12 protein-coding genes and 1 tRNA gene are annotated in these 15,555 nt (G+C 23.6%); 6 read left to right on the top strand and 7 right to left on the bottom strand.

The genetic code is table 11. The features are described 5' to 3' along the window. The first annotated feature begins 37 nt into the window (after positions 1-37). Complete coding sequence (locus ACZ5EC_RS08885; protein WP_464302124.1) at positions 38-772, top strand: pyridoxine 5'-phosphate synthase; 735 nt, start codon at positions 38-40, stop codon at positions 770-772. Between the two features lie 4 nt (positions 773-776). Here the strand turns inward: ACZ5EC_RS08885 and ACZ5EC_RS08880 are convergent, their stop codons facing one another. Together ACZ5EC_RS08880 and kamC are read right to left on the bottom strand one after the other, a co-directional pair. Beyond that, positions 777-1,835: an endonuclease/exonuclease/phosphatase family protein gene (locus ACZ5EC_RS08880; protein WP_464302123.1), complete on the bottom strand. Its 1,059-nt coding sequence runs from the start codon at positions 1,833-1,835 to the stop codon at positions 777-779. A gap of 21 nt (positions 1,836-1,856) precedes the next feature. After that, positions 1,857-3,593, bottom strand: a complete 1,737-nt coding sequence (gene kamC, locus ACZ5EC_RS08875; protein WP_464302122.1) for a lysine 5,6-aminomutase reactivase ATPase KamC — start codon at positions 3,591-3,593, stop codon at positions 1,857-1,859. Positions 3,594-4,018: 425 nt separating this feature from the next. On the opposite strand from kamC, the gene ACZ5EC_RS08870 reads away from it, so the two are divergent. Beyond that, a complete protein-coding gene (locus ACZ5EC_RS08870; RefSeq protein WP_464302121.1) occupies positions 4,019-4,984 on the top strand; it encodes an Rpn family recombination-promoting nuclease/putative transposase in 966 nt (321 codons plus the stop codon). Positions 4,985-5,549: 565 nt separating this feature from the next. On the opposite strand, the gene ACZ5EC_RS08865 is transcribed toward ACZ5EC_RS08870, so the two are convergent. Together ACZ5EC_RS08865 and ACZ5EC_RS08860 are read right to left on the bottom strand one after the other, a co-directional pair. Beyond that, positions 5,550-5,620: transfer RNA gene (locus tag ACZ5EC_RS08865), tRNA-Gly, on the bottom strand. A gap of 74 nt (positions 5,621-5,694) precedes the next feature. Beyond that, on the bottom strand, positions 5,695-6,573 hold the full coding sequence (locus ACZ5EC_RS08860) for a hypothetical protein (protein ID WP_464302120.1): 879 nt from the start codon (positions 6,571-6,573) through the stop codon (positions 5,695-5,697). 254 nt (positions 6,574-6,827) lie between these two features. On the opposite strand from ACZ5EC_RS08860, the gene ACZ5EC_RS08855 reads away from it, so the two are divergent. Further along, positions 6,828-6,995, top strand: a complete 168-nt coding sequence (locus ACZ5EC_RS08855) for a hypothetical protein (protein WP_464302119.1) — start codon at positions 6,828-6,830, stop codon at positions 6,993-6,995. Between the two features lie 50 nt (positions 6,996-7,045). Here ACZ5EC_RS08855 and ACZ5EC_RS08850 read toward each other — a convergent pair whose 3' ends face one another. Together ACZ5EC_RS08850 and ACZ5EC_RS08845 are read right to left on the bottom strand one after the other, a co-directional pair. Next, positions 7,046-8,338, bottom strand: a complete 1,293-nt coding sequence (locus tag ACZ5EC_RS08850; RefSeq protein ID WP_464302118.1) for a hypothetical protein — start codon at positions 8,336-8,338, stop codon at positions 7,046-7,048. Positions 8,339-8,402: 64 nt separating this feature from the next. Next, the gene (locus ACZ5EC_RS08845) at positions 8,403-9,254 is read right to left on the bottom strand and encodes a bifunctional 5,10-methylenetetrahydrofolate dehydrogenase/5,10-methenyltetrahydrofolate cyclohydrolase (protein ID WP_464302117.1); all 852 of its coding nucleotides are present in this window, start codon (positions 9,252-9,254) and stop codon (positions 8,403-8,405) included. Positions 9,255-9,545: 291 nt separating this feature from the next. Between ACZ5EC_RS08845 and ACZ5EC_RS08840 the strand changes: the two genes are divergently transcribed. From ACZ5EC_RS08840 to ACZ5EC_RS08830, 3 genes are all read left to right on the top strand, one after another. Then, positions 9,546-10,727, top strand: coding sequence for an ABC transporter substrate-binding protein (locus ACZ5EC_RS08840; RefSeq protein WP_464302116.1), 1,182 nt, complete (start codon positions 9,546-9,548; stop codon positions 10,725-10,727). Between the two features lie 83 nt (positions 10,728-10,810). Further along, positions 10,811-13,105 (top strand): ATP-binding protein, encoded by a 2,295-nt coding sequence (locus tag ACZ5EC_RS08835; protein ID WP_464302115.1) that lies wholly within the window; start codon positions 10,811-10,813, stop codon positions 13,103-13,105. 196 nt (positions 13,106-13,301) lie between these two features. Beyond that, entirely contained in the window at positions 13,302-14,759 is a 1,458-nt protein-coding gene (locus ACZ5EC_RS08830; protein WP_464302114.1) for an RtcB family protein, read from the top strand. 170 nt (positions 14,760-14,929) lie between these two features. Here ACZ5EC_RS08830 and udk read toward each other — a convergent pair whose 3' ends face one another. Beyond that, positions 14,930-15,538: a uridine kinase gene (gene udk, locus ACZ5EC_RS08825; protein WP_464302113.1), complete on the bottom strand. Its 609-nt coding sequence runs from the start codon at positions 15,536-15,538 to the stop codon at positions 14,930-14,932. Positions 15,539-15,555 lie beyond the last annotated feature (17 nt).

Here is a 15,555-nt window from a genome sequence, read left to right as displayed (position 1 = left end):
TAAAAGGGTAAAAGATAATAATTAATGGAGATAAATTATGAACGAAATTCTTTTAGGAGTCAATATTGATCATGTTGCTACATTAAGAAATGCAAGGGGTGCAAAATATCCATCAATAGTGCAGGCAGCTTTAATTGCAGAATCTTCAGGAGCAACATCTATTGTTTCACATCTTCGAGAGGATAGAAGACATATTAAAGATGATGATATTTATCTTTTGAAAAAAGTGATTACAACAAAATTAAATATGGAAATGGCTTTAAATGAGGAGATAATAAAGATCTCTTTAGATCTAAAACCTCATAAAGTTACTTTAGTTCCTGAAAGAAGGGAGGAGATTACAACAGAGGGTGGACTCGACATAAGAAAACATGAGAAATTATTGAGAGAAATAGTTCCTGAATATAAGAAAAATGGGATTGAAACCTTTTTGTTTATTGAACCAGATATTGAGATGATTGAGTTATCATCAGATATTGGGGTAACTGGAGTTGAATTACATACTGGGAAATATGCAAATTCTAAAACAGATGAAGAAATAGAATTTGAATTTAAAAGAATTTTATATGGTTCTAGAAAAGGATTTGAACTTGGATTAAAAGTTGCAGCAGGGCATGGACTTGATTACCATAATGTATATAAAATAGCTTCCATTAAAGAAATATATGAATTAAACATTGGTTTTTCAATTATTGCACATTCTATATTTTATGGTTTGGATAATTCAATAAAGCAATTATTAGATATAATGTATAAAGCGCGAAATGGATGATTTTTTATTTAAGTTTGAGTTTAATTAATACGGGATTATGATCACTATCTTCAAATTCTAAATTAACACCCTTAACTGAAATGATGTCTATATTTGGAGACACTAAAAATCCATCAATGGTAGTAAGGAAATTGTACCCTTTTGTATAAGGAACATCATCAGATCTTGTTGTAGGGCATTGTGTATCAACTCCCCATTTCCATCCATAAGGTGTCCAGTCAGAAGGAAATTGAATAACCCAGTCAGGAGTTCCCTGCTTATGTGGGAAATAATTGTTGTCAACACCAGGAAGTGTATGGTTCCAATCTCCTCCAACTATAACATAGTTCCCTTTTTTATACTCGTTTGTAATGAATTCTTTTAGAAAAGCTAATTGTTTTTTTCTTAAAAATCCACCTTTATCAAATGCAGAGTTGTGTGTATTGATTAATATAAGTTTATTGTCTTTATTTTTTAGTTTAATTTCAGTTACAAGAAAACATCTATCAAGTTGAAATAATTTAACAGGCCATGGATAATTTCCTGGAAAAGAATACCTTGTGGCATTTTCTATTTTGTAATTGGAGATAGTCATATTTCCAGCTTTAACTTTTCCTAAAGGTGCAGAAAGTGGTACCGGTACAAATAAAACTTTATAATTTGTTGCAAATACATACTCTTTGTTTTGTAATGTATTTTTAATTTTATCATATTCATTAATATGAAAAGACCTTTTTGAATTAACATCTACTTCCTGGATAAGATAAAAATCTACATCATTTGAAGCTAAAAAATTTGTAATATTTTTAATATGTTTTTCTACAATACTTTTGTTAGCTGGAAGTGAATGTGTTCCCCCATCCATAAAAAAATCTGCTTCTTTTCCTAGTCCTGCATATCCGATATTCCATGTTAGAATAGTAAAAGTATCAGGAAGTTTTGTATAAGGAGCATTCCCTTCCACTTTCAGGGGAATAATTGGTTTTGGATTATAATCAAGAATTGTGAAAATTAGTAGAAATAATGCAAATAAAACTATTGGTGTAGCAATAATGATCAAAGTAATTTTTAATCCTTTTTTCATAATCTCCCCTTTAAAATTTGTTTAATCTTTTTTTTCTTCTTTTAAATATTTTTCACATAAAGATATAAAACCTTCATCAAAATTAAATAATTTAATTAATTTTATAGCATTTTTAGGAACTTCAAGTTTATCTTTAATTTCGATAATATTATGATCTATAAATTTATGTATTTTTTTTATATCCAGATTATCTTTTATAAGATAATTATTATTTAATTCATTATTTTTTGTTTTTTTATCAGTTTTATCTATATTTTTATTGTCGATATTAATTCTACTCTTTTTGTATAAAAAATCAATATATTGTATAAATTTTTCTTCATTAATACCTTTAATAATGAATTTTTTGCAAATAATACCATTTATAATTTCATCATAATGAGTTGTTATTACAGAAAAAGAATTAGAGTAAGCTAATGTTTTTGCTAAAGCTTTGACTATAGATTTCCCTTCGTAAGGGTTGGTTCCTTTAGCAGGTTCGTCTAGTAAAATCAAATAAAAATTATTAATAAAATTCCAGATTAATCTTAAAGAAAAAAGTTCAAATCCAAATGAAGATAATCCTTCCATTGATTGTAAATTCTGTGAACTGCTTATGAATATTCCATTGAATAAAGGGATAGAAACTTTTTGTGCAGGTACCATTAATCCAGCATGTACAATGTATGCAATTTGAGCAATTGTTTTTAAAACCCAGGTTTTCCCTCCCATATTTGAACCTGTAATAACAGCAAGCCCCTTATTTAACTCAATTGATAAAGGGGTATATTCAAGGTTTTCTTTTTTTAACATATTTTCTAAATAAAGGTTTTTTGCATTTACAAATAACAATTTGTCATAGTTAATTTCAGGAATAATTCCATTATATTTAATAGCAAATGTTACTTTAGCAAGGAAAGAATCAATTATTCCAATATATTTAAATGATTCAAGAATTATCTCCCTTTTTTCAAATATTTTTTTTGAAATGTTTTCAAGGATATTTTCTTTTTCATCAATAATTTTTTCATTGATATCAGAAATTAGATCTTCAAGTTTTTTAATAAGTTCAGTATTTTTTAATTTGATTTTTATATAAACAGGATTATCTTCAATTATTTCAAAAAAATTAATATAATCATTAAATTTTTTATATTTTTCTGATTCCTTTAAAATTATTTTCTGGTTACCAAAAGAGATATCAAGGAAATTTTTATTTATATTTTTTTCAATTTTATTTTGCTCTTCTAAAAGTTGGTTTTCAACTTTTTTTAATTTTTGATAGAGATTATGAAGTTTTTCAGTATAATCTTCAGATATATAAAATGTAGAAATATCTTTGTTTTTTTTCTCAAAAATATCTAAAATAGAAATAACATCTGGTGTATCTTCAATAAGTTTAATATTAGTTGTTTCAAATAACAAACTTATTTTTTTAAAATTCAAGATAAATTGTTTTAAATCAAAAAGATCAGTTTCTGATAGTTTGTAAAATTTGTTTCTGTATAAATTTCTTATATTTTTTATTTTAGATATTTTGATTTTGAGATTAGAAAGAATATCAGGTTGCTTTTTAAAAAATTCAACCCCTTTTTGTTGGGTATTATAATCTTTAATAAGATTTCTTTCATCCCCTTTTTTATAAAATTTTTCAAAAACAAAAAACTGCTCTTTACCAAATATAGATGAAAATTCTAATAGATTCTGGATTTCAGAAATATTTGCTTCATTTTTGTTAAATATAAAATTTTCTTCAAATGGGATATTTTTAAAAAACATTACAAATCAATATTAAATAAAAATTTTAAAAAATAAACCTCTTTTTGTTAATAATAAAATTGAAATTATTGGGATATTTAAAAAATAAGAAATAATTCTATCATTGTTAAAATTTTTTTCGTTAGGTTAGTTATGTAATTTTATAGTTATATCCATTATAGCATTAAACAAAAATAAATATTTTATCTTTTATGTCTTTGACAACAAACAATCACTCAAAAAATTTTAACAATGATAGAGATATAATTTTTAATTATTTAAGTAAATATTAAAATTTCAAATTTTGTCATTAACTGCACCAACCACGGAAATAAATTTTTTCATTTCTGCAACTTTTTTGAATATTTTTTTGTCTATATATAATAAAAGACAAAAAAATTATATAATGGAATAATTAAAAAGAATAATAAATGGAGATATATTTTATGAAAGAACTATATCATAATTTTATTAAACATCCTCATGACACTTTCTTTAAAATTGTTTTTAAAAATATTAATAATGCTAAAGATTTTATTAATATTATTTTACCTGGTAATATTAAAAATTATATTGATATTGATAACCTAAAAATTGTTGACTCTTCATACATTACAAAGGAATTTAAAAATAGATTTGCTGACCTTGTTTTTGAAACTAATTTAATTAACTCTAAACATAATATTAACATTTACTTCCTTTTTGAACATAAATCATATAAAGATAATGCTATCTTTATTCAACTATTACGATATATGTTAGTTAAATGGGAAAAAGATTTTCAAAACAATAAAGATTTATCTTTAATAATACCTGTTGTTTTTTATCATGGAAAAAGTAAATGGGATATTGATACAGAATTTATAAATAATTTTAAAATAGATAAAGAGATTAAAAATAATTTTAATAAATATTTATTAAATTTTAAATATCTATTTTTTAATGATAGTAAGAATAAATTAAGTTATAAAGTAATGAATTATAATAGATACTTGAAATTAGCACTTGATGTATTAAAATATAAAGCAGAAGAAGATAAGGAAATAATATACAGGATATTTGATATAATAGATGAAGAGATTGAAAATAGAGAGATAAAAGGAATATTTTATGTATATATATTTTCAATATTGAAAAGTGAAGATAGGGAAATGGTGATAAAAAAACTTGAAGAGAAGGAGAATAAGATGCCATCAATATTGGAATCATTGATAAAAGAAGGAACACTAAAAGGGCAAATACTTGATAAGCAACAGGTTTTAATAAAATTGCTTAATTTAAAGTTTGGAATAACTGAAGAAGAAAGACAAGTTATATTAAATTGTTTTGAAAAAGATAAGCTTGAGAGGGGGATCGAAAAAATCCTATTTGTTAATAATAAAATTGAAATTATTGGGATATTTAAAAAATAAGAAATAATTCTATCATTATTAAAATTTTTCTCGCTAGGTTAGTTATGTAATTTTAAAATTTAATCAAGATAAGCATTACTAATAATTTAATATTAAGTCTTTTAAGTCTTTGACAACTAACAATCGTTCGAAAAATTTTAATAATGATAGACATATAAATTTAATTTATTTTATCAAATATTATAATTTCAAGTTTTATTATTAACTGCACCTACCACGAAGTCATTATATTTCTTTAGCCTTTGGTAACTGACAACCATTCGAAAAATTTTAATAATGATAGACATATAAATTTAACTTATTTAATCAAATATAACAATTTCAAATTTATTATTAACTGTACTAGCTACGAAGTCATTATTTTCTTTTGTCTTTGACAACTACAATCCAGTCAAAAAATTTCAATTATGATATATATAGTTTTTATTTATTTAATTAAATACAACAATTTCAATTTTATTATTAACTGCACTAGCCACGAAGTCATTATAGTTCTTTAGCCTTTAGCAACTAACAACTACTTGTAAAAGATTTATTATTTTAAAAGAGGTAAGCAACAAAAAAAAGCGCCTGAGGGGAGTCGAACCCCCGTATCAAGCTTGGGAAGCTTGCATTCTACCGTTGAATCACAGGCGCTTTTAGTGAATATATATTTAAATTAATTTTAATTTTTGTCAATTAATTTAACGAAAAAAATCTTCTTTATTTTACTAAAATCCATTTTCTTTTAACATTTTATTTACATCATCTTTTTTTTCCTGATCCCATTTATGATAAACTTTTAAGTTTTGGAGTTTTTGATTTAATTTCAAAATTTCATCATGGTCTGATAAAGTTGGTTTATCCATTATACCATAAAAAAAGTATTGTCTCTTATAAGAGGTTTCTTTTGCATATCTCTTTTTAAAATCATTCCACAATTTTATTTTACTTTTTAAACTATAATTTCTTTTAATTAAAAACTCTATTAAATCATGATAGTATAAAGAGGCTATATCTGTTTGGTCCTCCCCTTTCTCATAAAGATCAATTGCTTTGTAAATTAATGAAATTCCTATATTTTTTAAATAAGATGATTTAAAAGGGTTAACAACAGCTCGACCTTTTACAAAAAGTGCTCCTAATACATAATATGCTCTTGAAAAATTAGGATTATATTTAATAGCAGCTACACACTCATTTTCCATTGGATCCATTAAAAAAACAGCATTTAAAGGTCCTTTGATTTCTCCAATTGTTCCTAAAACTGCAGCTTTCCAGTAGTGGGCAAAATCATTTTCAGGTTTTAAATTATTTGCTTCTTCTATATATTTTTTGGCTTCATCAAGCATAGAAAGCCTTTTGTCTTTGTTTTCTTCAAAGTCATCTGAATAATTTTTTAAAGCTCTTGTTAATTTCCAGAGTAGTTCAAAGCTTTTATTCCCTTTATCATATTCTGATTTTAAAATTTCATAGGCTTCTTTATATTTATCCTGAGAAAAAAATTGGTCACTTTTTTTTATAGGGTCTGAAGCAGAAATAAAAAGTATAAATCCAAAAACAATTATTAAAATTGTTATTATTAGTTTAGTAAAATTATTGTTTTTCATTTATTCCTCCTGTTTGAAAAATGAATATGAATTTATTTTTAATATTTTATGTTATTTTTTTTATTAATCAACTTTTTATTTTGTTTATTTTTACTTTTTAGTTATTTTCCAAATCCAGATTAAATACAAAATCTATTTTGAATAGCTATTTGAGAGATTTTCAGCCGGAATTGTTTTATTGAATAAAGATAAAAACAGGAGTAAATATACAGTTACTATTATTGATTTAATTGTTCCTTTGAGATTTAGGTGGTTTGAAATTAAACTATATTATAAAAACTATTGATGAAAATATAAAAACTGTTGTTGCCAGTGGATATTCTAATGATGATGTTATAACTGATTATAAAGATTATAATTTTGATGAAATGGTAAAAAAAAAAAACCTATTCTTTAAAAGATCTGGAAAAAATTTTAAATAATTTAAATTAAAAATAAATTTTGTTTAATTAAATTAACTTTAATTAAGTTATTAATCTGTAAATAGATCAATTACAGGAAAATTATCAAAATATTTTTTAATTAAAGCTTTTATAATTTTTGGATTTTTTAAATTTAATGATTTTGACAAATTTGAAAAAGATGAAATTGTTATCCCTTTTAATTCAGAGTAAAATAGTGGTAAAATAGCTATATTTCTATTTAATAATTTTTTATAGTAAATATTTGTCAAAAAGTATTTTGTAAAATCTTTAATAATGATATTAAAGTTATTTTTTTTAAAGTTTGCATTAAATAGAATTTCTGCTATGGAATCTGTTAAAGCACCGGGTGTGTACAATCCAATTAAATTGTATTTGAAAAAATATTGTAAAATAAAAGTTAATTTTTTGCTAATAGTTATAAGAGAGTCTGTATTTAAAATAACAATAAAAAAATTAAGATTATTATAAAATTTAAACTTAATTTCTTTATTATTTAAAAATTTATCCATTATACTTTTTATGCTTTTCATTATGGAAGTTTTTGTGTTATTAAAATTTTTTTCATTGTATTTTTTTGAATTATTAAAATCAGCTATATTTGTTGAAAAAGAAAATATAAAAAATACTTTTGATAATGTTTCAGATTCTTTTAAAGAAATGTTTTTTATAATGTTTTGAAAAGTGGTAGCAATATTTTCACTGTAGTTATAATGATTTTTACTAATATTAATGTCTTTATAATCTTTCCCCTTTTTCTTTTTAAGAAGCCAGGTATTATTTATAGAAAGTTTTATATGTAAATCATTTATAGATTTTTCAAATTGTGCAAGAGATTTATATTGAGATATAGAAATTGCATATATAAAACCATCACAAATAAAGGGTGATGCAGAGGTGACTCTATCAAATGCACCATCAACTAAAACAATATCAGAAACCATTCTTAATCTTTTTAATATTTTAAGCATATTTGAAAGATTAGTAGAATTTATAAGTTCAATTTTTGATTTTTTTAATGATTTTGCAATATATATATTTCCATATATGTTGTTAATTCCAGTATTTTCTATAATTTCATAAATTCCAGGATTTTGTAAAAAAGACAATTGAGAAGTAGCAATATAAAAGCCAGGGTATGTAATAATTTCAGGCTTTGGGTGTTTAAAAACAGAATCTTTTTTTTCCCCATCTATTCCAGTTGTTGTAATTCCACAAATTAGATTATTATTGTAAGCTTCTTTTAATATCTGATTTAATGTAGTTGTTTTTCCACTGTTTTTAGAAATACCAACAATTGAATAAATTTTCCCTTTTTCTAAATTAAATTTTTCTAAAATCACAATAAAAATATAAATTAAAATACAAAAATATATATATTTTTTTAATTTTAAAATTCAATTGTTATTAATTGTTATTTATATTATACAAATTCAATATATTTCTTAAAATCATTGTATTTGTGACAGGACCAATTCCACCTGGTACTGGTGTTATTGATGCAATTTCTTTTATCTCTTCATAATTAGCATCACCACACATTTTCCCATCTTTAAAATTTATTGCTGCATCTAAAACAATAGCTCCATTTTTTATATGTTCCTTTGTTATTAATCCTGCTTTACCAGCTGCTGTGATAACAATATCTGCAAGCTTTAATGTACTTTTCAAATCTTTTGTTTTTGAATGGCAGGTCATTACAGTTGCATTTCTGTTTAATAGTAAAGGAATTAAAGGTTTACCGACAATTAATGACCTATTTACAATTGCAACAAGCTTTCCAGTAAAATCAACTTTATAATATTCAGCAACTTTTATAACAGAATTAGCTGTTGGAGGAACAATTGTTTCATCTCCTGAAAATAATTTACCAAGATTGTAAGGGGTAATTCCTTCAATATCTTTTTTAGGATTAAGATTTTCAACGATAATATTTTTATCAATCTTTCCAACCAATGGCATTTGTACAAAAATGCCAGTAACATTTTTGTCATTATTATATTGATTAAGAAGATTTAAATATTCTTTTTCAATCTCTTTTTTATCTTTTTCTTTCCCACTATTATTAATATTTTTTATTTGAATAGAGATAAATTCTATTCCTACATTTTTAAACATTTTTTTTATTTGATTTGCATAAGAAACAGAAGCAGGGTCATAGATATTTTCAAATAATGCTATTTTTATATTTTTGTTTTCAAATTCTTTTTTATAAAGATCCAGATAATATTTTTTTACCTCTTTCCCAGAAAGTATCATGCTAATTCTCCCTTTAATATTTGCTTTTGTCAAATATTAATGCACTTTACAATTAATGCAAGACAAAAAAATGCATTATAAAAATTTATATACAAAATTGTAAAATAATATGATTAAAAAATAGTTAATTTATAAGGAAAAATAAATTACAAATTTATATTATTTCTTGAAAACAAAAAAATATTAATTATAATCAAATTGAGATTTTTTATAAAAATTTTATCTGGAATATTAATTTTTTTATTAATATATGTATGCTTTTTAAAAAAATATTGAAAGAAGAAAATAACAATGAATAAAAAATTTAGCAAAAAAAAGTTATTTTTTTTATATTTAGTTATTTTTTCATTTATTTTTTTTTATTGCTGCTTTTCACAGAATTTATTAAGTTCCCCAGGTGAAAATACATTAAAAATAGGGGCAATTTTTGCATTAACTGGGAAATCTTCAAAAGGAAGAATAGAGAGTGTTAATGGGATTAAATTAGCAATTGATGAAATAAATCAAAAAGGGGGAATTTTAGGTAAAAAGGTTGAATTAAAAATATATGATAATAAATCAAGTCCTATTTATGCTCAATATGCTGCAAAAAAAGCAGTTAATGATGGGGTTTATGCCGTTATTGGGTGTACTTTTAGTTCTTACTCAATTGCAGCAGCAAAAATACTGCAAAAAAATAAAACTATAATGATTTCAAATCTTTCAACAAATGTTGAATTAACAAAAATTGGGAATTATATTTTCAGAGTTTGCTTTTCAGATGATTTTCAGGGAAAAGCTTTAGCAAAATTTGCTTTTAAAAATATTAAAAGTAAAAAAACAGCAATCCTTGTTGATATAGATCAGGTATATAGTATTGGATTGGCAAAATATTTTAAAAATGTGTTATTGAAATTTGGAGGTAATGTTGTTTATGAAGGTAGATATAGTGAAACACAGATTTCTTTTCAAGAGATTATTGATAATTTAAAAAAAGTAAACCCTGATTTAATATTTATTCCGGGTTATCCTAGAGCTTCAGGATTTATTGTAAAAGCTATTAGAAAAAGTAACATAAATGCTATACTTTTAGGTGGTGATGCCTGGTATAAGCTAATAATTGATTATGCAGATGGTTTTCTTACTGATTCTTTTTCTGTTTCTCATTGGAATAGAAATTTAAAACTACAAAAAAATATAAATTTTATAAAAAATTATGAAAAAAGATTTGGTCAAATATTTTCTGATAGTCCAGCCTTAGCTTATGATGCTGTTTACATATTAAAAAATGCAATAGAAAAAGCTAAGAGTTTTGATAAAGCTAAAGTGCGTAATGCTTTAGAAAATATAAAAAGTTTTGAAGGTGTTACAGGAGAAATTTCTTTTAATAAAGAAAGAAATCCAATTAAACCTTTATATATAATAAAATATGAAAATAATGATGCTGTTTATTATAAAACCATTTATCCTGATAAATATGAAGAAAAAAAATAAATATATATAAAAAAATTATAAATATGAACATGTTTAAAAAAGTATATTAGTCTAAAATATTATATGGATTTATTATAATAATTATGAAAAAAAAATTAAAACATCAATTTATTTATACTGTAATTAGTGTTATCTTTTTTATTTTTGCCCTTATTTTTATTCTTTTTATAATTTTTAATAATATAGAAAAAAAATTTATATACAATTTAGTTGAAAATTTGTTGATTCAAACTTTTGAAGCTAATAAGGATGATATTGCTGATGCAATATTTGAAAAAAGGTATGAAGCTTTAGAATTTTATAGCAAAAATCTATTGGATGTCAATAATGTCTTGCTTGTTCAATTTTATGATGAGAATGATAATGAAATTAAAACCTATAAAAATAAAGATATTAATCTAGATGAATATGAAAATTTTAAAAAAGAAAATTTAAGCAATAATTTTTATGTTTTGAAAAGAGGATTTAAAAGGATAATAGTTTTTAATAAAGTTATAGACATTTTAGGAGAAAAGTATGGTAAGATTATAGTATATTTTGATATAAGTAATTATGTTTTTAAAAAAAGTATTATTTTAATATCACAGATTTTTATTCTTCTAACTCTTATTGCAATTTTAATAATCATTTTGAATTTATATTTTGATAAATTAATTATAAAACCAATCTATAAGATAATGGATAAAATGAAATCTATTTTAACAGAAAATTATGGGGTAAAAATTGAAATAAAGCAGGAAAATGAAATTGGCGAGTTAGCTAAAATTTTCAATAAAATGACTCAAAAATTAAAAAATAATGTTGATTCAAAAGAAAAAATTTTAAATGAATTAAAAATTTCAGAAACTTACTTTCGTTCAATTTTCGATAATATACATTCAGGGTTAGTAGTGGTAAACAAAAATTTTGAAATAATAAAATATAACAAATATTTTGTGAATATGTTTGATTTGAATGAAGTAAACTTATATAATTATCAAATTGATAAGATATTTCCATTTTTTAATAATTATAAAGAAAATATTGTTAAAAACCTTATAAATGAAAATAATGAAGAATTTGTTTTTGAAGAAAATTATTCCGGTAAAATACTTGATATATTTTGTTACAAGTTTTCGGTATATGAAGAAGTCAATCTCATATTTTTAATAGATGATGTGACTTTAGAAAAGGAAAAAGATGAAAGGATATTAAACCAACAAAAACTGGAAACAGTTGGTATTCTTACAAATGGTATTGCACATGATTTTAATAATATTGTTGGAGAAATGACTGGAAATATGTTTTTACTTGAGAATCAATTGAATTCAAAAAAAATTAATTTTAATGAAGTTAAAGATTTAATTAATGATTTAAATAGTTCTATTTCTAATGCAAAAGATCTAATAAATCAACTTAAAGGGTTATCCAGAGAAAAAGGAAGTGAGAAAAAGATTTGTAATTTTAAAGATATAATAAAAAGATTAGAAAAAATATTAAATAGAACAGTTGATAAAAGTATTACAATTAAAATAAAAAAACCTGATCAGGATATATTTTTAAATTGTGATAAAGCTTCAATTGAATTAGCTTTACTAAACATCTGTATTAATGCATCTCATGCAATGACTATTATGAGAAAAAATTCAGAAGAATGGGGTGGTGACCTAAAGATAGATATTTCGATAGTTGAAGGTGATATTGAAAAAATTAATGATAATTTTGTTTTCTATATCCCTGATAAAGGTATAAAAAAAAGATTTTGTAAAATTGAAATAAAAGATACTGGTGTTGGAATCAAACCGGAAAATCTTGATAAAATTTTCGATCCACTTTTTACTACTAAAAAAGGGAGTACTGGTACAGGTTTTGGCCTTACCATGGTAAAAAATACTGTAATAGAACATAATGGTGCAATTGATGTTTTTTCAGAAGTAAATAAAGGAACTAATTTTATTGTTTACCTTCCATTAGTTGAAGATAAAAATGTAAAATATGAATATAGTTTAGAAAACAATAAAATGCAAAAAGGAAGTGGAAAAATACTTGTAATTGATGATGAAGAAAATATTTTGAAAATAACTTCCAAAATTTTAAAATTACTTGGTTACAAGATTAAAAGTACTAAGTCCCCAAAAGAAGGGATAAATCTTTATAAAAAGGAACAAAATAAGATAGATCTTGTTTTGGTAGATTTAATAATGCCTGAACTTAATGGAGAAATGGTTATTAAGAGATTAAAAGAGATCAATAAAGATATTAAAATTGTTTTAATGACAGGTGGAATAGATGAGAGAGTTGAAAAAATTAAAAATAAATATAAAATACAGATTTTAAAAAAACCATTTGATATAGAAATGATGTCAAATATTATTTATAGAACAATTACTAACAATTAAGTTATTGTTTTTATATTATTCAAGTAATCTGATTATATAAAATTTAAGATTTAATAAGAAAAGAGTATTATGAAAGAAAAGGGTATTATGAAATAAAAAATATAAATTAGATAGATACATAAATTGGATTTATAAATATTTTAATGAAATAAAAATGTTAATAATAGTTTATTAAAATTAATTAAAAGATAAAAAGATGGATACAAAAAAATTTGAAAAAATTGATGAAAATATTTTTCAATATAAGAATATAAGGTTTTATGCAAGTTTAAAATTATTACAACAGATGGACGAACAGGTTTTGATTCAAGCTAAAAATATATCAAAATTACCTGGTCTTGTTGGATATGTAACAGTTTTAGCTGATGCACATTGGGGATATGGGTTTCCTATTGGTGGGTCCGCTGCTTTTGATATAGATAGTGGAGTTATCTCAATAGGTGGTGTTGGATTTGACATAAATTGTGGTGTTAGAACATTAAAAACTGATTTAAAATATAATGATATTAAAAAGGATATTGAAAAGTTAGCTGATATCCTTTATAAAAATGTACCTGCAGGTCTTGGCTCAGAAGGCTCAATTTACCTATCAGGAAATGCAATTGATGAAATATTAGTTAAAGGTGCAAAATGGGCTGTAGAAAATGGCTATGGTGATGAAAATGATTTAGAATATATTGAAGACAATGGGAGAGTTGATTTTGCAAATCCAGATATGGTTTCTAATAAAGCGAAAAAAAGGGAACAAAATCAGGTTGGTACATTGGGTTCCGGGAATCATTACCTTGAAGTTCAAATGGTGGAACAAATATTTGATGAAAATATTGCACAAACTTTTGGTTTATTTAAAAACCAGATTGTAATTTCTATTCATTGCGGATCAAGAGGTTTAGGCCATCAGATTGGCATCGATTATCTGGAATCATTTTTAAAAAATGCCAATAAATTAGGGTTAAATATTCCTGAAAAAGAGATAGTTTATTTGCCTTTTAAGTATAAAGTTGCTCAAGAATATTTTCAGGCTGTTAATTGTGGTATAAATTATGCTTTTGCAAATAGGGAGGTTTTAGGAGACATTGTTAGAAAGAGTTTTAAAAAGTTATTCAAAAGCTCTAAAATTGAATTGCTTTATGATGTTGGACACAACACTGTTAAAATAGAAGAACATGATATTAGATTTAATAATAGTAAAAATGCAAATAAAGATTTTAATAATAATGGTAAAAAAAAGTATATTAAAAAATTAATTGTACACAGAAAAGGCGCAACAAGAGGATTTGGTCCAGGAGTAAATAATATCCCTTTAAAATATAAAGATGTTGGGCAACCTGTTATAATTGGGGGAGATATGGGGGATCATTCATATATCTTATCTGGAACAAAAAAAGCAATGTATATGAATTTTGGTACAACTGTTCATGGAGCGGGTAGAGTTTTATCAAGGCATAAAGCTAGAAAAAACTATAGAGCGGAGCAAGAGATAAATAAGCTTTTAAAAAAAGGGATTATTATTAAATACCATTCCATAAGGTCAGTTGCTGAAGAGATTCCTCAAGCTTACAAAGATGTTGAAGAGGTTGTTAATTCAATAGATAAAGCTGGTATTTCTAAAAAAGTTGCAAAACTAAAACCAATCATAGTTATAAAAGGGTAGTAGAAAGATTTTTAGGTTATGTTTGTAATTGTATTTAAATCAGTTATAATTCTATAATCGTATTAGTAAGATAGCATGCATGTTAAAAAGAATTGTATTAGTAAGATAGCGTATATATTTAAAAGAATTGTATAATAATGTAAATAATGTAAATAATATAATTAATGAAACTAAATAATATCTTTGATAAATGAGATTAAAACCTTTAAAGCATTAACATTAAAGCCACCTTCAGGAATAATTAAGTCAGCATACATTTTTGTAGGTTCTATAAATTCATAATGACCAGGTCTAACATATTCAAGATATTGATCAATTACTGAATCAACAGTTCTACCTCTCTCGTTAATATCTCTTTTTAATCTTCTTATAAATCTGATATCATCAGGAGTATCAACAAAAATTTTTAAATCAATTAGATCCCTTATCCTTTTATCAAAATAGATCATAATACCTTCGAAGATAATGACCTTTTTAGGAAGGATTTTTATTGTTTCTTTTTTCCTTTTATGATGTACGAAATCATATTGTGGCATTTCTATTGGTTCAAAATTTTTTAGTTTGATGAGGTGTTCCAATAAAAGATTATTGTCAAATGCATCTGGATGGTCAAAGTTAAAAGCAGTAATAGTTTTATTAGTTATATATTCAGCTGATTTATAATAATTATCTTGAGGAATAAAAACAAAATCTGAAATAATTTCTGATATTTTTTTTACAATAGTTGTTTTTCCAGAACCAGAACCGCCACTTATTCCAATTATTTTTGGACCTTTCATTAATAACTCCTTCTTAC

The organism is Exilispira thermophila, assembly GCF_055389015.1.
The sequence above is the reverse complement of the archived record's forward strand: the minus strand, read 5'-3'. Positions and strand labels throughout refer to the sequence as shown.